The 23,751-nt window shown below is 46.8% G+C and carries 18 protein-coding genes; 14 read left to right on the plus strand and 4 right to left on the minus strand.

Features of this window, described 5'->3' with window-relative positions; genetic code table 11:
* The first annotated feature begins 69 nt into the window (after positions 1–69).
* From MCG46_RS01520 to MCG46_RS01550, 7 genes are all read left to right on the plus strand, one after another.
* Positions 70–4,209 carry a DNA-directed RNA polymerase subunit beta gene (locus MCG46_RS01520; RefSeq protein WP_240276996.1) on the plus strand — a complete coding sequence of 1,380 codons (4,140 nt, stop codon included), beginning with the start codon at positions 70–72 and terminating at the stop codon, positions 4,207–4,209.
* A 14-nt stretch (positions 4,210–4,223) separates the two neighbouring features.
* Complete coding sequence (rpoC, locus tag MCG46_RS01525) at positions 4,224–8,021, plus strand: DNA-directed RNA polymerase subunit beta' (protein ID WP_240276997.1); 3,798 nt, start codon at positions 4,224–4,226, stop codon at positions 8,019–8,021.
* Between the two features lie 97 nt (positions 8,022–8,118).
* Complete coding sequence (gene gdhA / locus MCG46_RS01530) at positions 8,119–9,459, plus strand: NADP-specific glutamate dehydrogenase (protein ID WP_240276998.1); 1,341 nt, start codon at positions 8,119–8,121, stop codon at positions 9,457–9,459.
* A 108-nt stretch (positions 9,460–9,567) separates the two neighbouring features.
* Positions 9,568–10,008: a metallophosphoesterase gene (locus tag MCG46_RS01535; RefSeq protein ID WP_240276999.1), complete on the plus strand. Its 441-nt coding sequence runs from the start codon at positions 9,568–9,570 to the stop codon at positions 10,006–10,008.
* Positions 10,009–10,079: 71 nt separating this feature from the next.
* Positions 10,080–10,406, plus strand: a complete 327-nt coding sequence (locus MCG46_RS01540; RefSeq protein ID WP_240277000.1) for a hypothetical protein — start codon at positions 10,080–10,082, stop codon at positions 10,404–10,406.
* A gap of 137 nt (positions 10,407–10,543) precedes the next feature.
* The gene (locus MCG46_RS01545) at positions 10,544–10,990 is read left to right on the plus strand and encodes a MarR family winged helix-turn-helix transcriptional regulator (RefSeq protein WP_020225350.1); all 447 of its coding nucleotides are present in this window, start codon (positions 10,544–10,546) and stop codon (positions 10,988–10,990) included.
* Positions 10,991–11,156: 166 nt separating this feature from the next.
* On the plus strand, positions 11,157–12,059 hold the full coding sequence (locus MCG46_RS01550; protein WP_240277001.1) for a sugar phosphate isomerase/epimerase family protein: 903 nt from the start codon (positions 11,157–11,159) through the stop codon (positions 12,057–12,059).
* Positions 12,060–12,116: 57 nt separating this feature from the next.
* Here the strand turns inward: MCG46_RS01550 and MCG46_RS01555 are convergent, their stop codons facing one another.
* Positions 12,117–13,367 (minus strand): CCA tRNA nucleotidyltransferase, encoded by a 1,251-nt coding sequence (locus tag MCG46_RS01555; RefSeq protein WP_240277002.1) that lies wholly within the window; start codon positions 13,365–13,367, stop codon positions 12,117–12,119.
* Positions 13,360–14,016: a helix-turn-helix transcriptional regulator gene (locus tag MCG46_RS01560; protein ID WP_240277004.1), complete on the minus strand. Its 657-nt coding sequence runs from the start codon at positions 14,014–14,016 to the stop codon at positions 13,360–13,362. The genes MCG46_RS01555 and MCG46_RS01560 overlap by 8 nt, the downstream gene beginning before the upstream one ends.
* Before the next feature lie 198 nt (positions 14,017–14,214).
* Here MCG46_RS01560 and eda point away from each other — a divergent pair, with 198 nt between their 5' ends.
* The 6 genes from eda to MCG46_RS01590 all read left to right on the plus strand — a co-directional run bounded on the left by eda (position 14,215) and on the right by MCG46_RS01590 (position 20,500).
* Positions 14,215–15,177, plus strand: a complete 963-nt coding sequence (eda, locus tag MCG46_RS01565; protein WP_240277006.1) for a bifunctional 4-hydroxy-2-oxoglutarate aldolase/2-dehydro-3-deoxy-phosphogluconate aldolase — start codon at positions 14,215–14,217, stop codon at positions 15,175–15,177.
* 18 nt (positions 15,178–15,195) lie between these two features.
* Positions 15,196–16,218, plus strand: coding sequence for a sugar kinase (locus tag MCG46_RS01570; RefSeq protein ID WP_240277010.1), 1,023 nt, complete (start codon positions 15,196–15,198; stop codon positions 16,216–16,218).
* A gap of 200 nt (positions 16,219–16,418) precedes the next feature.
* Positions 16,419–18,476: a hypothetical protein gene (locus MCG46_RS01575; protein WP_240277011.1), complete on the plus strand. Its 2,058-nt coding sequence runs from the start codon at positions 16,419–16,421 to the stop codon at positions 18,474–18,476.
* A gap of 2 nt (positions 18,477–18,478) precedes the next feature.
* Positions 18,479–19,138 carry an ATP-binding cassette domain-containing protein gene (locus MCG46_RS01580; protein WP_240277013.1) on the plus strand — a complete coding sequence of 220 codons (660 nt, stop codon included), beginning with the start codon at positions 18,479–18,481 and terminating at the stop codon, positions 19,136–19,138.
* Between the two features lie 46 nt (positions 19,139–19,184).
* The gene (locus MCG46_RS01585; protein ID WP_240277015.1) at positions 19,185–19,667 is read left to right on the plus strand and encodes a hypothetical protein; all 483 of its coding nucleotides are present in this window, start codon (positions 19,185–19,187) and stop codon (positions 19,665–19,667) included.
* A 107-nt stretch (positions 19,668–19,774) separates the two neighbouring features.
* The gene (locus MCG46_RS01590) at positions 19,775–20,500 is read left to right on the plus strand and encodes a hypothetical protein (RefSeq protein WP_240277016.1); all 726 of its coding nucleotides are present in this window, start codon (positions 19,775–19,777) and stop codon (positions 20,498–20,500) included.
* A 354-nt stretch (positions 20,501–20,854) separates the two neighbouring features.
* Here the strand turns inward: MCG46_RS01590 and MCG46_RS01595 are convergent, their stop codons facing one another.
* Positions 20,855–21,328 carry a hypothetical protein gene (locus MCG46_RS01595; RefSeq protein ID WP_240277017.1) on the minus strand — a complete coding sequence of 158 codons (474 nt, stop codon included), beginning with the start codon at positions 21,326–21,328 and terminating at the stop codon, positions 20,855–20,857.
* A gap of 14 nt (positions 21,329–21,342) precedes the next feature.
* Complete coding sequence (locus MCG46_RS01600) at positions 21,343–23,241, minus strand: BglG family transcription antiterminator (RefSeq protein WP_240277021.1); 1,899 nt, start codon at positions 23,239–23,241, stop codon at positions 21,343–21,345.
* Between the two features lie 181 nt (positions 23,242–23,422).
* Between MCG46_RS01600 and MCG46_RS01605 the strand changes: the two genes are divergently transcribed.
* Positions 23,423–23,737, plus strand: a complete 315-nt coding sequence (locus MCG46_RS01605) for a PTS sugar transporter subunit IIB (protein WP_240277023.1) — start codon at positions 23,423–23,425, stop codon at positions 23,735–23,737.
* The last annotated feature ends 14 nt before the right edge of the window (positions 23,738–23,751 follow it).

Below are 23,751 nucleotides of genomic sequence, written 5' to 3' on the forward strand. Positions count from 1 at the left end.
TGTATAAAAGTTAAGGGGGTTTTAGGCCCTTTTAGCCGTTGTTAACACTGTTATGAAAGGATGGCGTACATGGAAAAAATGCAGAACTACCGTATTGAAAAACTGGGTAAAAAGGCAGAACGCCGGAATTATTCCAAAGTCAGCGGCAGCCTCGATCTTCCAGATCTGGTTGAAGTGCAGACTCAGTCTTTTGAATGGTTTATCAGAGAAGGCATCAGGGAAGTTTTTGAAGATATTTACCCGATTCAGAACTACGGTGGAAATATTCGCCTGAAATTCGTAGATTACGAATTCGGCACGCCAAAGTATACCGTCAACGAGTGCAAATACCGGGAGGCGAATTTCGCCGCGCCATTGAAAGCCAAAATGGAGCTGGAAATGGTCGACAATACAACCGGTGAGGTACTGACAAAATGGGAAGACGTTTTCCTGGGCGAATTCCCGATGATGACGGAAACCGGAACTTTCATTATCAACGGCGCTGAACGTGTTATCGTTTCTCAGATCGTACGTTCGCCAGGCGCTTATTTTGATATTGCTTCCGAAGACAAAACTGGCAAAGATAGCTTCAACTGTGAACTGATCCCAAGCCGCGGTACGTGGCTGGAGTTCATGACCGATGGCAAGAAGGCGGCATTGGGCCGGATTGTCAACATGTCGGTCGACCGCAAACGTAAAATTTTATCCACAATCCTGTTCAAAGCCATTGGTATGTCTTTGAATCTGGAAAAGAGCGAAGATGGCTTTGATACGACGGAAATCCGCCGCTTCTTAAAAGCGTTGGGTCTGGAAGTGTTCGAGGAGAACATCGTTGAGGGTGAACCGCGCGAATTCCTGAACCTGTATATGCTGCTGTATACTTCGTTCTTCGGCAACTATGAAGAAATCCGCAACACGCTGGCTGCCGATAAGATCAAGACGAGCAACGAAGCGCTGCTGGCGATTTATGAAAACCAGCGTTCAGATGAAGTTCCGACGATCGACGGATCGATCAACCTGATGAACGCCAAGTTCTTCGATCACCGTCGTTATGATCTGACCAAAGCCGGACGTTATAAATTAAGCAAAAAACTGTCGCTGACTGACCGCATGGAAGGGACTTACCTGGCGGAAGACGTACTCAGCGGCGAAGGCAAAGTGCTGTTTGAAAAAGGCACGTTTGTGACCAAGAAGGAACGGAATGTGCTGCGTGAAGAAATGCTGAAGGGCAGCCATGTAACAGCATTCCCATTCGTTCATGATTTCTCTCATCCAGATACTTCCATGATGGATACATCCTGGAGTTTAGGTCTGATCGGCCGTATTTTGGCCAATGATGTGGACTGCGGCGAGCGTCTGTTTGAAAAAGGTACGGTTCTGACCGAAAAAGACATCGAAGCCCTGGCGAAGGAAGTCAAGGAAGTCCGCGTTTATTCCGGACTGGTTGCCAAACCGGTCGCTTTGACGGCGGAAAATGCTTCGGCAGTGCTGAACTATGGTCACCGTTTCTTTGTCATCGGCCGTTTGACTGCCAATAATGAAGATATGACCAACAATGGCGAACTGGTCGTTGAACGCTACATCCCGGATGAAGATTATTCCAAACTGAGTGCTTCCGAGCAGCAGGTCATCATTGAACGTGCCCACCAGAACCAGGCGATTACCGCATGGTTAGTCGGGGCTGCGGTTCAGACGATTACGGTTTCCACTTCTTCCGACTGCAGCAATCCGATCAAGATCGTGGCGATTGACCCGATCAACCAGAAGAAAACAATCACGATTTCCGACATGTATGCCTTCTACAGCTATGAGCTGAACATGATGGATGGTGTCGGCAGCGTCGATGATATCGATATGCTGGGCAACCGCCGCATCCGGACGGTCGGCGAACTGATCCAGAATCAGTTCCGGATCGGCTTGAGCCGAATGGAACGTGTCGTTAAAGAAAGAATGTCGATTGCGGAAGCGGCCGGCTTAACGCCGAAGCAGCTGACCAATATCCGTCCGCTGACCGCGGCGATCAAGGAGTTCTTCTCCTCTTCGCAGCTGTCGCAGTTTATGGATCAGCAGAATCCGCTGGCTGAACTGACCAACAAGCGCCGTATTTCAGCGTTAGGTCCGGGTGGTTTAACCCGTGAGCGCGCCGGCTTTGAAGTCCGAGACGTTCACAACAGCCATTACGGCCGAATCTGCCCGATTGAAACGCCGGAAGGTCCGAATATCGGCTTGATTTCCAACCTGACAACCTATGCTAAAATCAACGAATACGGCTTTATCGAAACACCGTACCGGTTAGTGAAAGCGGATGGCGAAGTCACGGAAGAGTATGTATATCTGTCAGCCGATGAAGAAAATGATTTCATCATCGCGCAGGCGAACGAAGTGCATGAAGGCCGGCTGATCAACGACATGGTCGTTGCCCGTAAAGCGGGTGAAACGATTATGGCGCACCGCGATCAGGTCGAACTGGCGGACGTTTCGCCGAAACAGATTGTTTCGGTTGCGACCGCGTGTATTCCGTTCTTGGAAAATGACGATGCTTCCCGTGCCCTGATGGGTGCGAACATGCAGCGTCAGGCAGTTCCGCTGCTGAATCCGCATTCGCCGTATGTCGGCACCGGGATGGAGCACCGCATCGCGCGGGACTCCGGCAGTGCCTGCATCTGCACCGGCAACGGCGTCGTCACCTATGTGGACGCCAATAAGATTGTCGTCACGGAGGATGAGGGCGAACAGCGCGTTTATGAGCTGCAGAAATTCCGCCGTTCCAACGCCGGCACCTGCATCAATCAGCGGCCGATCGTCAAGCATGGCGAACGCGTTGAACGCGGGGATATTCTGGCCGACGGGCCTTCGATGGAAAAGGGCGAACTGGCTTTAGGTCAGAACGTCACGATCGCGTTTATGACCTGGCACGGCTATAACTACGAAGATGCGATCATCATGTCCGAGCGGATGGTCCGCGACGATGTCTACACTTCTATTCATATTGAGGAATACGACATTGAATGCCGCGAAACGAAGCTGGGACCGGAAGAAATTACCCGCGATATTCCAAACGTCAGTGAAAATGCCTGCCGTCATCTCGACGGACGCGGTATTGTCATGGTCGGTGCGGAAGTCAAGGAAGGCGACATCCTGGTCGGTAAGGTAACCCCGAAAGGCCAGAGCGAAATCTCTCCGGAAGAAAAGCTGTTATTGGCGATCTTTGGTGAAAAATCCCGAGAAGTCCGTGATAACTCGCTGAAAGTGCCGCATGGCGGCGCCGGCATCGTTCACTCCATCCGAATTTTCAAACGGAATGAAGGCCACGATCTGCCGCCGGGAGTTAATGAAGTGGTTAAAGTCTACATCGTTCAGAAACGTAAAATTTCTGAAGGTGATAAAATGGCCGGCCGTCATGGCAACAAGGGCGTTATCTCCAAGATCCTGCCGATCGAAGATATGCCGTATTTGCCGGATGGCACCCCGATTGATATCATGCTGAACCCGTTCGGCGTTCCATCTCGTATGAACATCGGACAGGTTTTGGAAATCCATCTGGGCATGGCTGCGAAAGCCTTGGGCATCAAATTTGCGACTCCGGTTTTCGACGGGATTTCCAATGATGAACTGAAGTCGATCATGGAAGAAGCGCAGACCTCCCAAGACGGCAAGCTGGTGCTGCATGACGGCAAGACCGGCGAACCGTACGATGAACGGATTTCGGTCGGCGTTATGTACATGATCAAGCTGGCGCACATGGTTGACGATAAGCTGCATGCCCGTGCTACCGGCCCATACAGCTTAGTTACGCAGCAGCCGTTAGGCGGTAAGGCGCAAAATGGCGGTCAGCGTTTCGGTGAAATGGAAGTCTGGGCGCTGGAAGCTTACGGCGCCGCGCATACGCTGCAGGAAATTCTGACTGTGAAGTCGGATGATATCGTCGGCCGGACGAAGACCTATGAAGCCATCATCAAGGGCAGAGATCTGCCGGAACCGGGAATTCCTGAATCCTTCCGCGTTCTTAAGCACGAGCTGCAGGCGTTGGCCATCGACGTCAAGATGCTGGATGAAGAAGGTCTGGAAGTCGATATGAAGAAGATGGAAGCAGACGAAATTAACGAAGTTGCAGCCCTGGAGAACGTCGTATCCGAAACCTCGACAGAGATTCCGGCCCAGGTCATCGACGAGGAGGATCTGCCGGAAGAAGCGGCTGTAATCGGATTTGATGACGAAGACGTTGAGTAAAGGAGGCGTAAGCGATGAGTGTCAATAAATTTGCCGCCATTCAGGTCGGTCTGGCATCCCCGGAACGAATCCGCGAATGGTCCTATGGCGAAGTCAAAAAGCCGGAAACGATTAACTACCGTTCTCAGAAACCAGAACGGGACGGCTTATTCTGCGAACGGATTTTCGGTCCCTCAAAGGACTGGGAGTGCTATTGCGGAAAATACAAGAAAGTACGCTATAAGGGCGTAATCTGTGACCGCTGCGGCGTAGAAATCACCAAGAGTTCTGTCCGCCGTGAACGGATGGGTCACATTGAACTGGCAGCACCGGTTGCGCATATCTGGTATCTGCGCGGCATTCCAAGCCGCATGAGCCTGCTGCTCAACATCACGCCGAAAGCGCTGGAAGAAGTAGTTTACTTCGTATCCTGGGTCGTCACCGATCCGATGGACACCCCGCTGGCTGTCAAACAGATTCTGTCTGAAAAAGAATATCGTGAAAATACCGCGCTGTACGGTCCGGGCAGCTTTGTCGCCCAGACCGGTGCCGAAGCGGTCAAAACCTTGTTGGAAAAGGTCGATATCGAAAAAGAACATGAGATCGTCATCAAAGAACTGGAAAACGCGAATGGGGATAAGCGCAAGAAACTGATCAAGCGTTTGGAAACGATCGACGCTTTCCGGCATTCCGACAACAAGCCGGAATGGATGGTGCTGAGTGTTCTGCCGGTTATTCCGCCGGATTTACGTCCGATGCTGCAGCTGGACGGCGGCCGCTTTGCGACCTCCGACTTAAACGATCTGTACCGCCGTGTTATCACCCGCAACAACCGTTTGAAGAAACTGTTGGAGCTGGGAACGCCAGCGATCATCGTGCAGAACGAAAAACGTATGCTGCAGGAAGCGGTCGATGCTTTGATCGACAATGGCCGCCGCTCCAAGCCGATTACTGGTGCGGGCGGACGAGCCTTGAAATCCCTGTCGCATTCCTTAAAGGGTAAGCAGGGACGTTTCCGTCAGAACCTGTTAGGTAAGCGTGTCGACTTCTCCGGCCGTTCCGTTATCGCGGTAGGACCGGATCTGAAGATGTATCAGTGCGGAATTCCGCGTGAAATGGCGATTCAGCTGTATAAGCCGTTCGTCATCAATGAAATTGTCAATCAGGGCATTGCCGGCAATCCGAAGACGGCGGAGAAACTGATCGACCGCCAGGATCCGCGCGTCTGGGACGTTGTCGAGCAGGTCATTGACAACCACCCGGTATTCCTGAACCGTGCCCCGACACTGCACCGCTTAGGAATTCAGGCATTTAAACCGAAACTGGTTGAAGGCCGTGCGATCCGTCTGCATCCATTAGTCTGTACGGCGTTTAACGCCGACTTTGACGGCGACCAGATGGCTGTCCATCTGCCGTTGTCGGAAGAAGCTCGGGCGGAAGCAGAAATCCTGATGCTGGGCTCCAACAACATTCTGGGTCCGAAAGATGGTAAGCCGATCGTTACGCCGGGCCAGGACATGGTTCTGGGCAACTTCTATCTGAACATGGAAGAAACTGCCGATGAATTCTTTGCGAAGGCTGATTTCCTGGATTCTCTGGGCGATCATGAAGCGGCTGAGATGTGGCGCCGGTTCGGTACCAATGAAGGCCATGTCTTCAAGGATACCAATGAAATCCGGATCGCTTATCAGAATAAGCAGGTGCATCTGCATACCCGCATCGCTTTGCCGGGTTATGCGCTGCATAAGAGCTGCTTTACTGAAAAGCAGAATCATTCCTACTTAGTAACGACGGTCGGTAAGGTTATTTTCAACGAAATGTTTCCAACCGACTTCCCTTATATCAACGATGTCAACAAGGCCAGTCTGCAGGCAACACCGGAGAAGTTCTTCCTGCCGTTAGGCACGAATATCAAGGAAGCGATTGCCGCCATGCCGCTGAATCCTGAATTTAAGAAGAAGGATCTGTCCAATGTCATCGCGGAAGTGTTCAATCGTTACAGAACGGAAGGCACTTCGGATATCATGGACAATATTAAGGATCTGGGCTTTGAATATTCCACCGTGGCGGGCATGACCGTTTCTCTGGCGGATATCAACGTCGTTCCAAACAAGCAGAAATATGTTGAGGAAGGCCGTGCTCAGGCTGATAAGCTGGATAAGCTGCTGCAGCGAGGCATGCTGACGCCGCCGGAATGGGAGCGTCACTTCTCGAAGCTGTGGGCGGATATCAAGGATGAAATCGGCGATGCCGTTATGAAATCCCTGCCGCGTAAGAATCCGATCAACATGATGGCGGTTTCCGGGGCGCGAGGCAATAAATCTCACTTTACTCAGCTGTGCGGTATGCGTGGTCTGATGGCGCGTCCGACGCAGTCGAAGTCAAAGAAAGAATATCAGCCTTCGATTATCGAAGTTCCGATTTATTCTTCCTTCCGTGAAGGCTTGAATGTGTCTGAATTCTTTATCTCGACTCACGGCGTGCGTAAAGGTCTGACCGATACCGCGCTGAAGACGGCGGAATCCGGATACCTGACTCGCCGACTGGTCGATGTTGCGCAGGATGTCGTCATCATTGAAGAAGACTGCGGAACTGACCGCGGCTATCTGGTTGAGGATATCATCGACCGCAAGACCAACACGATCCTCGAACCGCTGGCAGAACGGTTAATCGGCCGTTACAGCCAGGATGCGATTGTTGATCCGAAGACCGGTGAGGTTCTGGTTGAAGCCGATACCTATATGGATGAAGCGATGGCACAGCGTGTTGTCAACGCCGGCGTTACTCAGGCCTATATCCGCAATACCTTTACCTGCGAAAGCACCAACGGTGTCTGCCGCAAGTGCTACGGCCGCAACATGGCGACCGGCAAGCTGGCGGAAGCGGGTGAAGCGATTGGTATCATGGCGGCTCAGTCCATCGGTGAACCGGGTACTCAGCTGACCATGCGTACTTTCCATACCGGCGGCGTTGCTTCCGGTAACGACGGTGATATCACACAGGGTCTGCCGCGAGTTGAAGAACTGTTTGAAGCGCGCTGCCCGAAACATGTCGCAGTCCTGTCCAAGATTGATGGTGAAATCACCGAAATCAGTGAACTGGAAAACAAGAGCGGCATGCGGATTGTGGTCACCAATGAAAAAGAAAGCATTGAACACAAATGCGATTTGACGCAGACGATTCGTTCTTGGCTGAAAGTCGGATCGAAAGTCGTTGCCGGCGATAAGCTGACCGAAGGTCAGGTAAATCCGAAGGAACTGCTGGAAGTCGCAGGCGTAATGGAAGTTCAGAACTATATCCTGAAGGAAGTTAAGAAAGTTTATGCTTCTCAGGGTATCGAAATTTCCGATAAGCACATCGAAGTCATGATCCGGCAGATGCTGCGGAAGATCATTGTCATCGACGGCGGAGACACCGGCTTAAGCGCGGGTCAGACGTTGTCGCTGAACAACATCACCGGCATCAACCGAGCCTGTCTGTTAGCGGGCAAGCATCCGGCTGTCTTTGGACCAACGCTGTTAGGTATTTCCAAGGCTTCAGTCGAAACGGATTCCTTCCTGTCCGCGGCGTCCTTCCAGGAAACCACCAAGGTTCTGACGGAGGCGGCGATCAAGGGCAAAGTCGACCATCTGATCGGCTTGAAGGAAAACGTTATCATCGGCAAACTGATTCCTGCGGGAACCGGCTCGAAATTCGAGCGTGAAACAACACGGCTGATCGAAGAACGGGCTGCCGAGCTGCGTGAAGAACGCGAAGAACGGGCTGCTGATCTGGAAGAAGATGTTAAGCTTCCGGAAGAAATGCTGAGCAATCACGCTGAACCAGCGGCATAAATCACTCAAAGAGGGAGTATCTGAAACAGATGTCCCTCTTTTTTTCATTGAATTTTCGGCGCGAGTATCATATCATAGTAAAAAAGGTGGGATAACAATGAATCACTATTGCGAACGAGTTTTACATCAGCTGAAAGAAAAAGACGCTTCACAGCCGGAGTTTCTGCAGGCTGTTGAGGAAGTTCTGAGTTCCGTCAGCTTGATTTTTGATCAGCATCCGGAATATGAAAAGATGGCAATCCTGGAACGATTAACCGAACCCGAGCGGATGATCCAGTTCAAAGTACCGTGGATGGACGATCAGGGTCAGATGCATGTCAACCGCGGCTACCGCGTACAGTACAACAGCGTTTTAGGTCCATATAAAGGCGGGTTGCGGTTTCATCCGGCAGTCACACTGGGGATGATGAAATTCCTGGCGTTTGAACAGATTTTCAAGAATGCGTTAACGACGCTGCCGATTGGCGGCGGCAAGGGCGGCAGCGACTTTGATCCGAAAGGAAAGAGTGATCAGGAAGTCATGCGGTTCTGTCAGAGTTTCATGATCGAATTGTCCAAGCATATCGGTCCGGATGTCGATGTCCCGGCGGGGGATATGGGCGTCGGTGCACGAGAAATCGGATATTTGTACGGCCAGTACCGGCGTTTAAAAGGGGTCAGCGAACGAGGTGTGCTGACTGGCAAAGGCGTAGGCTACGGCGGCAGCCTGGCGCGCAAGGAAGCAACGGGCTATGGTTTGATCTATTTTGTGTTGGAAATGATGCGGGCTCACCAGATGGATCCTCAAGGCAAGCGGGCGATTGTCAGCGGCAGCGGCAACGTTGCGATCTATGCGGCGGAAAAAGCGCTGCAGAACGGAATTCAGGTCATTGCGATGAGCGATTCCCGCGGATATATTGTCGATGATCAGCTGGATCTGAACGTAGTGAAGAAGATTAAGGAACAGCTGCGGACATCCTTGTCCGCCTATCCGGAAATGGCTGGTCATGGTGAATATCATGAAGGCTCTGTTTATGATGCCGGGTTGAAGGTCGAACTGGCCCTGCCGTGTGCTACACAGAATGAAATCAACAAGGAACGGGCTGAGCGGCTGCTGAATCAAGGCTGTCTGTTAGTCGCGGAAGGCGCCAATATGCCTAACGACAACGAGGCCATCGCACTGTATCACGAAAAAGGCATCCTGTTTGCCCCAGGAAAAGCGTCCAATGCCGGCGGTGTAGCAACATCGGCTCTGGAAATGAGCCAGAACAGCATGCGGTTAGCCTGGACATTTGAGGAAGTGGATGATAAGCTGCGCGGGATCATGCGGTCGATTCATGAACAGTGCCAGACGGCGATGAATCAGTATCAGCTTGATCCGAAAGATTATGTGACGGCCGCGAATATTGCGGGCGTTCAGAAGGTCATCGACGGAATGATTGCGATGGGGGATTATTAATCCATCCCTCCTGTTGTTCTGATCCCAGACAGGATTCACAGATAAAAGGAGAATCACAATGAAGCAACCGAACGAATTAACCATACGCAATACAGGGGGAGGCTGGCGATGAAGCTGGCCCTTCTCTTTCTTGGGCTGGCTTTTCTCTATCTTTTCCTGGGCTGGCTTGTCAGCTTTCCGATAAAACTGCGGGCTTATTCCCTGTCCAGTCCCAAGCTTTCATCTTCGGTGCGGATCGCGGTGGTATCGGATCTGCACAGCACGATTTATGGAGAGAATCAAAAGCGTCTGCTTAGCAAGCTGCGGCAGTCGCAACCGGATCTGATTCTAATGCCAGGCGATATCATTGATGATATCAAGCCGCTGAAAGGGGCTGAACAGTTCCTGGATCAGGTACCGGCGATCGCCCCCTGTTATTACTGTACGGGCAATCATGAGAACATTGATACGCTGATTACGCTGGAAGAAGTGAAGAAGCGGGTACGCCAGGCTGGCATTACTGTGCTGGACAACAAAAAGAAACGATTGCGATTCGCGGAACAACGCTGACTATCTGTGGGATTGATGATCCCCGTAAATACGCCTATGTCGATCGTGACCGCCAGGAAGAAATTCAGCTGATGAAGAATCTGGGCGAGGTGAAAGACAGTTCTGAATATACGATCCTGGTTGCCCATCGGCCCGAAAGGGCAGAGATTTATGCCCAGTTTGGCTTCGACTTGATTGTGTCCGGACATGCCCACGGCGGTCAAGTACGAATTCCCGGCTTGATCAACGGATTGTTCGCTCCCCGGCAAGGCTGGTTTCCCAAGCGGGCAGGCGGCCTGTATCATGAAAAGGAGTCGGAACTGATCGTTTCCCGCGGGTTGTGTCAGCGCTGGTATCTGCCGCGTATTTACAATCCAGTTGAAATTCCAATCCTTGACATCCATCCTATTGCTAAGTAAAAGAACAGTTTTCCTGTTCTTTTGTTTTGTTAAGCCTAAAAAGTGAAAATTAGCGTTTAATTCACATTAAAATCAGTAAAAATCTATCGTTTCCCGTGAATTTTGATTTATAATGAAGCCAGGAAAGGAGTGAGTTCATGAATCAAATTCGGGACGTAGTGAATTTAGATACAAAGGCCTTTATCATGTTTTCTGATCTGATCAAGCAATTTTATGAAGTCAAATCAGAGACCTTGAAAGTTTTGGATCTGAAGTTATCCCATCTTAAAATCCTGCATCTGTTGTCTGATCATAATGGAATCAACCAACAGGAAATTGCGGTCATTTCCGCCAGCAAGCGCTCTACAATCTCAGAAATCATATCAGAAATGGAGAGTGAAGACCTCGTGGTGCGGATCGGCAACGATACAGACCGCCGAGTAATGAACATCTTCCTGACAGAGAAAGGAAAATCCGCTTCAGATCTTATTCAGTCTGAATTCCGAAGCTACTGCATGCAGTGCATGGAAGGGTTCTCCGATGCTGAGGTTCTGTTGTTTCAACAGCTGCTCAATCGTTTTCAGTTCCAAAAAGGGAAAAAGTAAATTCACGGAACCAAACAGCTGAGAAGTTTTCCTGCCGAGGGAGGACTTCTTTTCATAAGTGGGAAATGGACTGTTCATAGCGGTAAGCTTGCTTGTTTCCCCTTTCATTTCGCCGTATAATTAAAAAAGAAGTTCTGTCGGGAATGGACAGAAATAGGAGGAAAGTATGCGAGAATGTTCACTGCACTTTGATTTTTCCAATGAAGAGGGAAAACTGGATCTTGATAAAGCGGAAGCTTTAATGGATATAGCGCTGAAGTTAGACATTCATACGTTTAACACGTATTGGGATCAAAATGTCTATCCGGAAGTGGATGATGAAGATCACGCTTTTGCCGAACAGATTCATGCGCTGGCGAATCAGAAAGGGATGAAGCTGTCGTCTTATCATTTTGTCGGTTCGGTCCTGGACGAGGATGATCCAGAACAAAAACGGGTGCGTCATTATATGCAGAAAAGCTTAGATATTTACAGTGTCCTGGAGCCAGGTGTTTTTGTCGTTCATCCTGGAACTTTTTCGGATGGTGGATTTAAGAAAAACAAGGTGGTGCATCAGGCTTCCTTGGAAAAATGGGGTGCCGAGGAAACCCATCGGCGGGTTGTTGAAAATCTGCGTTGGTTTGGTGAGCGTGCGGCTGAAAAAGGAATTCGGCTGGCGATCGAGAATATCTACGGTGGGCGCTTCTACAGTCAGATCGACGAACTGATTAACCTAGTGGAAGAAGTCAATTTGGACAACGTTGGTTTCTGTTTGGATGTCGGACACGCGAATGTCGACGGTGTAGATATCCCGTCTGCTGTACAGCGGATGGGGCGGAAACTCTATGAAATCCATCTGCATGACAACAATGGAAAAAAGGATGAGCATCTGCCGATTGGATTTGGCACCGTCAACTGGATTGAAGTGATCGAAGCATTGAACTCCATCAACTATCCGGGTACCGCAACCTTTGAGTTTTTCCGCTGGCCGATGCCGGATTATGAACAGGGACTGACCCATGCGGTTCAAATGTGGAGAACTTTGGAATCCATTCAGGAAAACGGATATTTTACAACGAATTGGAAGTAAACACAGCGAGTTTGGATTAATTGTCAGAATTAATAAAAGCCGGAATTTCAGGAAAATTTAATCCTGAGGTTCCGGCTTTGCTTGTTGACGAACATAGGTTAACAGTGCTTCTTTTTGATTGGGTACCTGATCTTCAATCACCGCGGACAGCGTTTGATTTAAACAGGCGGAAATCTGCGTTTTCGGACAGCCGGCGGCAATCAGATCATAGCCGTTGATTGCCAGCTGTTTCAGGGTTAAACAATCAGAATTTTGAATTTCCTCAATCGCAGCGATCCACTGTCCAGCTTGTTTCACGCTGAGGCGGCACAGTGCCTGCTGAAGCTGAATCCATTCGACACTCAGATCCGGCAGCTCACAAATCAGCCGGCGCAGATCAATTCGATTTTTTGGCAGTGGGCGGTTCTGATTCTGGACAAGTTGGATCAACCGTTTCCGGTCATGATTAGAAAACTTTAACTGACGGCTCCAGCGCTGAGCCTGATCCAGGCAGAACGTCAGCGGAGTTTGATCTGATTCAAGAAAAAAGCAGGCCATTCGTGGCAGCGTAACCTCGGGACATAAGCGGAAAGCATCGAAAGCCTTTTGGATGGCTGCCGGTGATTGGAGAACAGGAAGCTGTGGAAATAAGACTGCCAGTATTTCATGATAGGCAGTGAAGACTTCATGCCAACGCTGACCGATTACCATTTTCTCTATTTCCCGGGCAATGCGTTCTGCGGAAAGAACCCGCAGCAGCTCCTTTTTTTGAAAAAGTGCGGAATGCGTTTCAGGTTCAATCGTAAAGTCTAAAGCTGCGGAAAACCGCAGCGCCCGCAGTATCCGAAGGGCATCCTCATCCAACCGCTGACAAGGATCACCAATACAGCGGATCCTTCTCTCTTTCAGATCCTGCTGCCCGCTGAAATAATCCTGAAAGCCAAGCTCAGGATGCCAGCATAGGGCATTGATCGTGAAGTCCCGGCGCGCACAATCTTCCTTTAAAGAACGGACAAATTGAATTGATTGCGGATGACGATGATCCTGATAATCCTTGTCGGTTCGATAGACGGTGACTTCAATCGGGAAATCCTGCATCAAAATGGTGACTGTGCCATGCTTTATTCCCGTCGGAATGACGGAGTGCCCCTGAGTTTGAAAGCATTCCATTATCTGTTCCGGAAGTGCAGAGGTGGTAATATCAATATCCTGCACAGGACGTCCCAATAACCCATCACGTACACAGCCGCCGACCCACCAAGCCTCATAACCCGCATCGTTCAGCAGCTTCAGGCAGGCCAGTCCGGCGCTGCGCAGGGCCTCATTCATCGGTGCCTTCTTTGCGGATTGTATCCAGGTAGCTGTAAAGCGTAAATTTGGAGATGTCGAGGAAGGAACAGATTTTATCGCCGCTCTTGGTAATCAGGAAAGCTCCCTTGTGATCGAGAAAGCGTACGATTTCCATCTTTTCTTCCTTATTCATATCCTTTGCGGGTTTATCCATGTGCTTGCGGCATTCCTGCAGAAGCAGTTCCAGGATCTGATTGACGTCATTGGTAAACGGTTCTTTGCCTGCGTTATTTTCTTCCTGCGGAAGCAAGGTAAACGAATCCAGCTTTTTCTGTGCTTCCACTAACGGAGTGATATCGGTATTCAGGCACAGCGAGCCGATATTCTGTCCCTGTTCATTCTGAAAGAAAATCGAACTGTTGCGGATAATCCGGCCGTCATCGGTGACCATGACCTTATTATAGCGGTGCGATTCAGTCTGTTCGCTGGAAAGAACCTCCAAACCCCAAGCTCCGCCGCCATCGCCGATCTGCCGGCCGCTGATCTGTCCGTTGCGGATATCAATAATCGTATGGGCATAATCTTTCGTGTTGTCATGCAGAACAATTTCACACTGCGGTCCGAAATGATGTTCAAGCAAGTCCATAATCTGTGAAAAAAGCAGACGTTGTTCTTCGATTGAGTTCACCTGCGATCCCTCCTTTATTCTCTAAAGAATATTGTTCCAGAGGAGCCGGAAAAAGTCAAGCCAGACCTGAATGCGACCTAAAATATTTTTAGTATATTAGTAAATACCTAAAAAAAAGTTAGAATCACTCTTTACAATTAAGGGAAAGCATGTATACTAGAAGTGTATCAACTCATTCAAGGAAAAGGAGTGGAAATCATGGATGCAATTTTAGAAAAAATCAGCCGGATCGGCATTGTGCCGGTCATCAAAATCGACCGGGTAGAAGACGCTGAGCCGCTGGCAAAAGCGCTGTGCGAGGGCGGTCTGCCTGTCGCTGAGGTCACCTTCCGGACAGAACATGCCAAAAAAGCAATGCAGATCATCAACGAGAAGTTCCCGGAAATGATTCTGGGTGCCGGCACCGTGTTAACAACAAAGCAGGTCGACGATGCGATTGAGGCTGGGGCAAAGTTCATTGTTTCACCGGGCCTGAATCCAGAAATTGTCCGTTACTGCCAGTCTAAAAACATCATGATTCTGCCGGGCTGCGCGAATGCCAGCGATATTGAAGCGGCGCTGTCATTCGGGTTAACGACGGTTAAATTCTTCCCAGCTGAGCCGTTAGGCGGTCTGAAGATGATTAAGGCGCTGGCTGCTCCTTATGTGAATGTCAACTTTATGCCAACCGGCGGCGTCAAAGAAAATAATATCTGCGAATATCTGGCGTATGATCGGATCGTCGCCTGCGGCGGCACCTGGATGATCGATTCCAAGCTGATTGCCAATGGTGAATTCGATAAGATTAAGGAACTGACACAGCAGGCAGTCAAGACGATGTTAGGTCTGAAACTGGATCATGTCGGCATCAATGCGACGCCGTCGACTTCTGAGGGCATTGCCAATGAAATGGCAGGACTGCTGCAGTGTGATGTCCGCGCAACCTCCAAGAGCTTCTTTGCGGGAGAGACCGTTGAAGTCATGAACGAAAATGGCCGCGGAACGCATGGTCATATCTGTTATACCGTGAATTCGGTTGACCGCGCAGTTCGTTACTTTGAAGCCCGCGGTTACAAGTTTGTTGAGGAAACAAAGCAGTTTGACGCGAAAGGACATCTGAAATTCGCTTATTTTGAAGGCGAAATCGGCGGCTTTGCGATCCATCTGAAGAATGCAGCATAAGGAAAGGATAAACTTATTATGAAAATCATTACATTAGGCGAAATCATGCTTCGTCTGTCCACTCCGGGCAATACTCGTTTTGTTCAGTCCGATTCCTTTGACGTCGTTTACGGCGGCGGCGAGGCGAATGTGGCAGTTTCTCTGGCCAATTATGGTCATGATGCGTATTATGTGACCAAACTGCCGAAACATGAAATCGGTCAGTCAGCCGTCAATGCTTTGCGTCGATTTGGCGTCCACACGGATTACATCGCCCGCGGCGGTGATCGGGTTGGCATTTATTATCTGGAAACTGGCGCTTCAATGCGGGCTTCCAAGGTTATTTATGACCGTGCCGGATCTTCGATTGCCGAAGCTTCCGTGGAAGATTTTGATTTTGATGCGATCATGGAAGGGGCCGATTGGTTCCATTGGTCAGGCATCACACCGGCGATCAGCGCAAACGGTGCGGCATTAACCAAAGCCGCCTGCATCGCAGCGAAGAAACATGGCGTAACGGTATCCTGCGATTTGAATTACCGCAAGAAATTATGGACACCCGCCGAAGCTCAGGCCGTCATGAAAGATCTGATGCAGTATGTTGATGTCTGCATCGGCAATGAAGAAGATGCTGAACTGTGCTTGGGCTTTAAGCCGGAGGGAACGGATGTTTCCAGCGGCAAGCTGGATCTGAATGGCTATAAGACCATTTTTGAACAGATGCGCACTCAGTTTGGTTTCAAGACTGTCTGCACCACGCTGCGGGAAAGCTTCTCGGCCACGCATAACGGCTGGTCAGCTCTGATCTATGACGGCGAGGAATTCTATCAGTCCAAGCGTTATGAAATCAATCCGATTGTTGACCGGGTTGGCGGCGGCGATTCCTTCTCTGGGGGTCTGATCCATGGTCTGCTGACCAAGAAAACACAGGGCGAAGCTCTCGAATTCGCAGTTGCGGCTTCTGCATTGAAGCATACAATCAACGGTGATTTCAACTTGGTCAGTGCGGAAGAAGTCGAAGCCTTAGCTGGCGGCGATGGTTCCGGACGTGTCCAGCGATAAGCAATAACTCAGATCAATCCTTTGTTCCTTATGGAGCAGAGGATTTTTTTATCGAAAAATGAAGGAATAATGAAGAGTTTGTTACAATCCCACAACCTATATTGACATATGTAGATTTGAAAAGTAAATTTAAAAGTATAAGAAAGCGCTTTCTGAAATGAGGGATAGATCAAGAATCGAACTATAAATAGAGGTGAAATATGAAGAAAAATATTGGGATTTTATCATTCTTGATGATTATTATTGCTTTTTGGTTTACATATCCTTTATTTAACCAATTAAGTGAATTTCGTTTTTTAGAATACGAGCGATACTATGATTCTGAAAATTGTGAAAAAGCGGGTCTAACGATTGAAAATAATCAATATTTAATTGAACTCGACAGTCGGGAATATTTTCAGACCATAAATGAATTAGCAGTGAGCAATCATCTTGTAGTCAGTTTACGAAATGCTGAAGTCGATGAAGGCGGAATCCACATAGAATCATTTTATTTATCCAGCAATGCTAAAGACACCCAAAAAGCCTTTTTGTTAGAAAAAGGGCAAGTCGATGTTACCTCAGCAGATCATGAATACTCTTCTTTTGCCCAGCAGAAAGACCGCAGAGTTGCTTTCATATTTTCGGATGCTGGTTATCGGGTCACCTCCATCTTAAACAGCATCAATAAAGCAGGATTTTATAGTTTATATAATCTGGAAGGTGACGGCGAGACCCATTTTAATAACTTCATTAATCAGCTTACTGATAAATATCCGGGAATGAATATTATTCGTCAGCCAAATCCGATATTTGCAGAAAAACTGTCTGATTTTGCCTATATTGATAATCCTTTTGAAGATCTTCAGATTAAATTTTTTGTAATTTTTATTATCACTTTAATCTTAGGCTCAAAAATATTTTCACTGCAGAAAAAAATTTCTTTGTATAAAATGGAAGGCTACAGCAGTTTTAGGATCTATTGCATGATGGTTCTCAAGGATTTTTTTATAAGCATTATAATTTTCTTCCTGCTGTTTAGCTTAATGCTTTTTGGTTATTATGGAGGCAGCATTAACACTTACACGGCGTTCATGATGCTTTATGGCATTGAATTGTTTCAGCTGGTCATTATAGAATGTTTTGTCTCCTTGATTTTCTATGGAATTATTGCGGGTGTTCCGATAACATCTTCCAGTAAAGGAAAGAATAAACTAAAGGAAGTTCAGTTTGCCGCGTATATTATCAAAGCTGTGACTGTCACTATTATGCTTCCGATTATGATATCAACTTACGGCTATGTCAAAGATTTTGTCATCATGAATGTTCGGCATGATCATGCAGCGAAAAGCCTGAATAACTACTATATCTTCGCAAATAGTCTCAATTCTATCGCTTATAATCTGGATATGGCCTCTGCGAATTATATTTCACTGCGTGATGATTTCATCTGGAATAATGGATTGTTTGATATGGGCAAAGGAATTCTGATTGATGACTATGCATCCTTTGATCCCAATCAACTGGATGAAATCATCGTTGTGGATGAATCTTATTTAAGACAGACAGGACTTTGGGATGAAACGATGAATCCGCAGGAAATTTATATCTTTCTTAAAGAAGGGATCGAGATCGACCGAGAGAAATTACAAGGGCAAATTTTGAGTGGCTTGTTATCCCCTTTGCCTGTCCATTGGATTGATCTTAAGGTCAAATTACAAAGTTATATTCCTTCTGGACTGCTTTTCAGCGATGAAATTGAAGATCTTCCAGTAGTCTATATGCCGGAAGAACCGGGGTATGAGGGACAGCTCAATTACAGGATCATTTACTATGACGGATCAGTTTCTGAGGCTCAGGAATATGTTGACAGTCTGTTCTGGCAGCATGGCTATACACCAGCTTATAAAATGGAACCGTTGAGAGAAGCCTTCGAGAGAACTTTCCGTAATTATAATGCCAACAATGTGGATCATCTAGTTCAGTTCACAGTTCTGCTTTTAGCTTATATTCTAGCCAATCAGTTTCTTTTGGAAGTCGATATCGACAACAATCGAAAGCGGTATTTCTTGGCGGCGACAGAGGGAATGAGACCTTACTCCGCACAGAAGTATATTCTGAAATTTGCGAGCGCTAGTATGTTGGCTGTTGTTGTTTGCTTGGTTCTAAAACAAATAACGATAGGAAAAACACTCTTTTATGCAATCGTCAGTTTGGGTTCGGCCGAAGTTGGCATGTATCTGATCTATCTGATTCAGTGTAATAGAATAAGGAGATAACGATGGAGATAAAGATTAGGAATTTGCGCAAGTGTTATGGCAAACATGAATTGTTTAGCAATTTGAATTTGAAAATTACCAGCGGAAAAATCAACTGTCTGTATGGAACAAGTGGCTGCGGGAAAACAACGATATTGGATATTATCGGATTTATTGAGCCTTATCAGGGGGGAGATATTTTCTACAATGGCAAAAAAATCGTCAAAAGTGCTCAGAAAAGAAAGATGCTGAGAGAGAAAGTGGGGTTTATCTTCCAGGACTTTGGCTTGATTGAAAATGAAACAGTCGCACAAAACTTTAATATGGTTTATAAGATTAAGCGGATGAAAAATCGTGAAAAACGAATACAGTCTACTTTAAAAAAACTGCAGCTTGAGAATATGCTGAATCGAAAAGTCTATGAGCTTTCCGGCGGAGAACAACAGCGCATTGCGATTGCCAAAGTACTGTTAAAAAATCCAGATCTGATTCTCGCGGACGAGCCAACGGCTTCGTTGGATGTTGAAAATAAACAAATTGTGCTGAACATGATGAGGGAGTTTGCCAATGCAGGAAAAACCGTAGTTGTCGTGAGCCACGATCCGGAAATCATTGAGTTTTCTGATGTAAAGCTGGACTTGGCTCATCTCAAAAGAAAAACAAGAAATGAAGGACGAGCTTAATATCATCAATGAAACAAATTCAAGTCAAAGGAAAGGCGGAAAGAAGATGAGAATACGTGCAGCTCTATTTCTGTTTTTATTTCTTATTGCAGGATGTGGAAGTTCTGCCAAGAACTTGGTAAAGGTTCCAGTCCCGACGAATTCTCCAAGGGTAACGACGGAATATGTTCCAGATACCCAAACGATACCTGAGGTCAGTCAACACGAAAATCGTTACTCATATGATAACGCCTACCGTGAACCTCGATTTTCTGCAGAAAATAATCCTTGTATTTTTGCAGACTATGTCGTTGTTTCGGTCGAAAATATTGAAGAATCTCAAATCATTATTGAAATAGGAAATCATTGCAATGAATTAGGGAAAGATGGAATTGTATTTTTGCAGAAAAGTGATCTCGAATCCTTTCCAAATGAAATGTCGGATTCGCAGCATAAAGGTAAACTATTCTATCGTTTTCCGGATGATTTCCAACCTGTAAATTACTTAGATTATGTCGATCATGCCTATCGTTTAGAGCTTATGGAGTAACAAGGTTATTATGTACTCTGAACGATGGCAAAGATTTTCATTTTAAGTTGTTTGATGATGAATATCAGCTTAGATAAAATTGTGGAAATAATAGGAGGATAATATCAATGAAGAAATCTGTGATCATTCTGTCTTTAGTCTTAATTGCAGGATGCAGCGCAAAAGTAAATCAGCCTGATCCAACAGTGCCGCCAGAGATGGATGCAAGTGTACCGACCGCAACACCGGCGATGACTTCTAACGAAGAAAGCAGACCGTATCCTGAGAGTCAGTGGAACGCTGTTGATTTTTCTCTGTTTTTTGATACGATTCCGGCAGAAAGTTGCTCCGGGGATCTGTCAAAAGAGATGTGCATTGAACTCTATGGAGAAAAATCAGCACTTCCGGAAGACTTAACATTGATTGATGTCGGAGAAAACGGAGAATATCATAGTTTTACGCTTGAAAACAGCGATGATCATTCTTCAATTCATTTCGCTGTTCTGCACCATCTCTATGATTCATTGCTGGTCAGAGCGGATTTTATCCTGGATGAGAATAATCATTCAGAAGTGATGCTTTATTTCTATTATGATCAAGATATTCAGCAGCATCCGGAATACTATGACATCGGAAAATCAATCGAAAATTGGGGCGGCACGAATATCTATCATACAGCTTATGCGATAACGCAGAAGGACATTGTGATTGAAAATAATGAAGTAGTAGATCACCAGGGAGACTATTCTCTTGTAAGAATGCAGAATTTCTACTGTGATTCCACGGACTCGGAAGATTCAAAAACGGGCTGCAATTATATCCAGAATCTTGAGATAGTTAAGTTTACAGAGTGAGGATATATTGGAGATAGAGTTAACTGCATTCAATCTATGTAAAAATAAAAAGCTATCTCAAAATAGTTCTTTTCTCTGATCAGCAGTATGAATGTAAATATGATTTAACAACTTTAACAAGTAAATCAAGGATTGGATCAGGAAATTGTTAAAGATACAGGAAAAGGACAGTTAATTTCCTCACTGCCCCTTTTCATTCTGCATGCGGATTAAATATAAGATCGAGGAGATGCAAGTTTATAATGTCAAACGGAGTCATTGCCTTGTAACAACTGTTGCAATAAGTAACAACTCTGCGGTCAGGATAAGCATCTACCTGACTTTGTAATAAAGTCAGCTGCTTTTGAAGAGGGATCAGGTCACGGATTTTTTCAGCTCTTCAAAATAATGAGGAGCGCTGATCAGATTACGCTCGCTGATTGGATTCATGAGTAGAGTTCCACAGGCAGCTGCCTGAACTTGAGGTTCATGTATGATGAAGTTCATCTTCCTTAAAGCCTGACGGACTTGACAGCGAAGCTGCAGTGATGCGCGAACACAGTCCTGCACCGTGATTGACACACCTTTATAATCCGGCCAGAAGAACTCAGAATCTCGTTCGAATAAGCTTAGAACATGAATTACAGTACAGTTTGGAAAGTGTTCCTGGAGAATAGCCTGGCAGCTCAGGCAAACTGTAATAAGCAGATCATCATCCTGAATAGACCATGAAGATCTGCAGCATCCCACTATTTCTGCATTCCAGCGCTGTTTGAGATAAGTTTTTATTCTTGCAGAGGTTTCCGGATGGGCAGCCTGAAACTGACAGCTGGGAAAATAGTAAATCAAGTTTGCTCCTCCTTTCAAAACTGACTGAATTTAGCCATAAATTCATCATAATTTTTGGTTTCCAACAAGTCAAACGCCAGGTGACTGTTTTGAATAATTTTAGAGATTTTATCAAAGAAAATCCGCGTGAGCGCCTGATTCTCATTGATGCAGACCAAGAAAATAATCTGAACCGGTTTAGCGTTCCACGTTACCGGTTTTTTCAGCTTGCAGATGGAGATGAAGTTCGGCAGTCGTTCTGGGTTTAACGGATGAGGAATCGCGATCTTATTGTTATACTCGGTCGTTCCCATGCATTCGCGCGCAATGACGGAATCGTAAAAGTCGTTGGGCAGGGAAATATTTTTGCGAATGTGGTCGATTTGCTTCGTCAGTGCTTCCTGTCGGGAAACCGCGCTGATTTCTAAAAAAAGTTCCGGCCGAATGAGTTTGTCCAAATGAAATTTCTCATTCAGATTATTCAAGAGTAAACGCAGAATGTGCAGATCATTCTCCGACAAACTGGGCTGAATTTTTAACGTCGGCTTATCAAAGCGCAGATTCATTTCGGTGGCGTTCAGAATGACGTCAAACTTTTTCAGTTCCTCCGTATCCAAAGTTTTTGCATCGAACAGCTTCACCAGATTAATAAAATCCGCCAGCGTCTTGTTCAGCCGATAGGCAATCAGCTTAAACAAACTTGATATATCGTTAGAGATCACGGCGATGTTTACTTTCACCCGCGCCTCCGGCCCCCGCTCTAAAGCTAAGGCAATATGCAGGGTGAAATACATGATTTCTTCCTCGGATACTATGATTCCATATTTTTTGGGAATAAATGACAAGCCGCAGACAGCCAGTTCATTGGCGAACGGGAACTCATCGCGGATGGATAAAAGATTGGACTGCGTCACCTGCATATTGTTTTCCAGACGATGCAGAAACGGCACGATATGCGTCAGTAAATTTGTGCGCAGGTCTTTATCTTCAAACAAATCTATTTTCGATAATTTTAAAACACTGCGAAGAAACAAGTTATAAAAGATAACCGCGTCCTGCGGCCATTCCTCTCCCAGGTCGCTGTGATCGGCATTGATCTTCTTTTTTCCGTTGATATGGAAAGCAAAATAGCACAGCTCGGCTTCCGGCAGCGACACATGAAAAATATCCTCAATCGAGCGGTTGATATCCAGCGCCGTCTTGTATTCCAGCGACTGCCGCATTTCTTCGCTGACTTCCTGACTGATGATGTTGTTGGTTTCCACACGGTTAATCGCAATCAGAATATGCAGGGACAGCGCGCTGCATGAATCAGCAGTGATTGAGATGTTGGCATTCATCAGCGATTCAGCAATGACGTGCTGGATCAGGCTCAGCTGTTTTGATTTGTATATTGTTTCCTGCGGCAGAAAATCGATGATTCCGCTGATCGACGCTTCTTTGGACAGACAGCGGCGGATATCTTTTTCTTTGCCGATGATCCGGTAGCCGTTGCTGTGACTGTGCTGCAATATCAGATGATAACGCTCAAGCAAGGGTTTCAGTTCTCTGAGATCCTTACGCAGTGAGGAAGGGGAAATGTAAATTTCATCGGCGAGATCGTACAGATTCAGATATTCGTTTTCCGTGATTAAGCGGGCCAGAAGATATTTTTTGCGGTTTTCCGGCGAATCGACAGTATCGGTTTCCCCCTCACTCAGAGACTGAACATAATGATTAAATTTTTCCTGATCATAGACGATCAGCACCGATCCCGACCCGCGCTTGATTAAAATATCAGCCCCGTTTTCCATCAATTCATCCTTGAGCTGATTGATGTATTTCAATAACGTCTTGACGCTGACGTTCAGCATAAAAGCCAGCGCCGAGCTGGACTGTGGTTCTGAGGAAGCCATCAGCTTTTGAAGCAGGATCGGCCGGTCTTTTTCGTACATAAAACGCCCCTCTTTTCTTTTCCATTATAAACAATTATAAAATTGGAAGCTGTTTTTATCTTCTTTAACACAAAGGTAAATTCTTCAAATCATGTTTACCTTTTCGATAGAGAAACACTTTCCTACACCGTTCATGTTCAAATGGTATAAATAAGTCAGAAGCAATGAGGAGGAAAGTACAATGAACATTTTACTGGTCTGCGCCTGCGGTTCCAGCACCAGCGTCGTTCTGCAGAAAATGAAAGAAAACCTGGCAAGTGACGAACCGTGGACGATCGAAGCAAAATCCCTGTCGGATGCGAAAAAGGTCATGGGCAAATATGATTATGTCCTGCTTGCACCGCAGATCCGTTATCAGATCAAAACCATTCAAAGTCTGGCTGAGCCTTATGAGGGCTTAACGGTGATGAACATTGAACCGGCAGACTTCGGCCGCTGCAACGGCAAGGCGATTCTGGATCAGATTCGCCGCTGTGAACAAACAAAACAAAAATAAAGGGGGACTCTATT

Origin of the sequence: Holdemania massiliensis (assembly GCF_022440805.1) — a bacterium.
Classification (GTDB): Bacteria; Bacillota_I; Bacilli_A; order Erysipelotrichales; family Erysipelotrichaceae; genus Holdemania; species Holdemania massiliensis_A.

Bases quoted from the DNA above. Each gene is read 5' to 3' on its own strand.
- MCG46_RS01520 (WP_240276996.1), top strand. From the start codon at position 70: ATGGAAAAAATGCAGAACTACCGTATTGAAAAACTGGGTAAAAAGGCA.
- rpoC (WP_240276997.1), top strand. From the start codon at position 4,224: ATGAGTGTCAATAAATTTGCCGCCATTCAGGTCGGTCTGGCATCCCCG.
- gdhA (WP_240276998.1), top strand. From the start codon at position 8,119: ATGAATCACTATTGCGAACGAGTTTTACATCAGCTGAAAGAAAAAGAC.
- MCG46_RS01535 (WP_240276999.1), top strand. From the start codon at position 9,568: ATGAAGCTGGCCCTTCTCTTTCTTGGGCTGGCTTTTCTCTATCTTTTC.
- MCG46_RS01540 (WP_240277000.1), top strand. From the start codon at position 10,080: ATGAAGAATCTGGGCGAGGTGAAAGACAGTTCTGAATATACGATCCTG.
- MCG46_RS01545 (WP_020225350.1), top strand. From the start codon at position 10,544: ATGAATCAAATTCGGGACGTAGTGAATTTAGATACAAAGGCCTTTATC.
- MCG46_RS01550 (WP_240277001.1), top strand. From the start codon at position 11,157: ATGCGAGAATGTTCACTGCACTTTGATTTTTCCAATGAAGAGGGAAAA.
- MCG46_RS01555 (WP_240277002.1), bottom strand. From the start codon at position 13,367: ATGAATGAGGCCCTGCGCAGCGCCGGACTGGCCTGCCTGAAGCTGCTG.
- eda (WP_240277006.1), top strand. From the start codon at position 14,215: ATGGATGCAATTTTAGAAAAAATCAGCCGGATCGGCATTGTGCCGGTC.
- MCG46_RS01570 (WP_240277010.1), top strand. From the start codon at position 15,196: ATGAAAATCATTACATTAGGCGAAATCATGCTTCGTCTGTCCACTCCG.
- MCG46_RS01575 (WP_240277011.1), top strand. From the start codon at position 16,419: ATGAAGAAAAATATTGGGATTTTATCATTCTTGATGATTATTATTGCT.
- MCG46_RS01580 (WP_240277013.1), top strand. From the start codon at position 18,479: ATGGAGATAAAGATTAGGAATTTGCGCAAGTGTTATGGCAAACATGAA.
- MCG46_RS01585 (WP_240277015.1), top strand. From the start codon at position 19,185: ATGAGAATACGTGCAGCTCTATTTCTGTTTTTATTTCTTATTGCAGGA.
- MCG46_RS01590 (WP_240277016.1), top strand. From the start codon at position 19,775: ATGAAGAAATCTGTGATCATTCTGTCTTTAGTCTTAATTGCAGGATGC.
- MCG46_RS01600 (WP_240277021.1), bottom strand. From the start codon at position 23,241: ATGTACGAAAAAGACCGGCCGATCCTGCTTCAAAAGCTGATGGCTTCC.
- MCG46_RS01605 (WP_240277023.1), top strand. From the start codon at position 23,423: ATGAACATTTTACTGGTCTGCGCCTGCGGTTCCAGCACCAGCGTCGTT.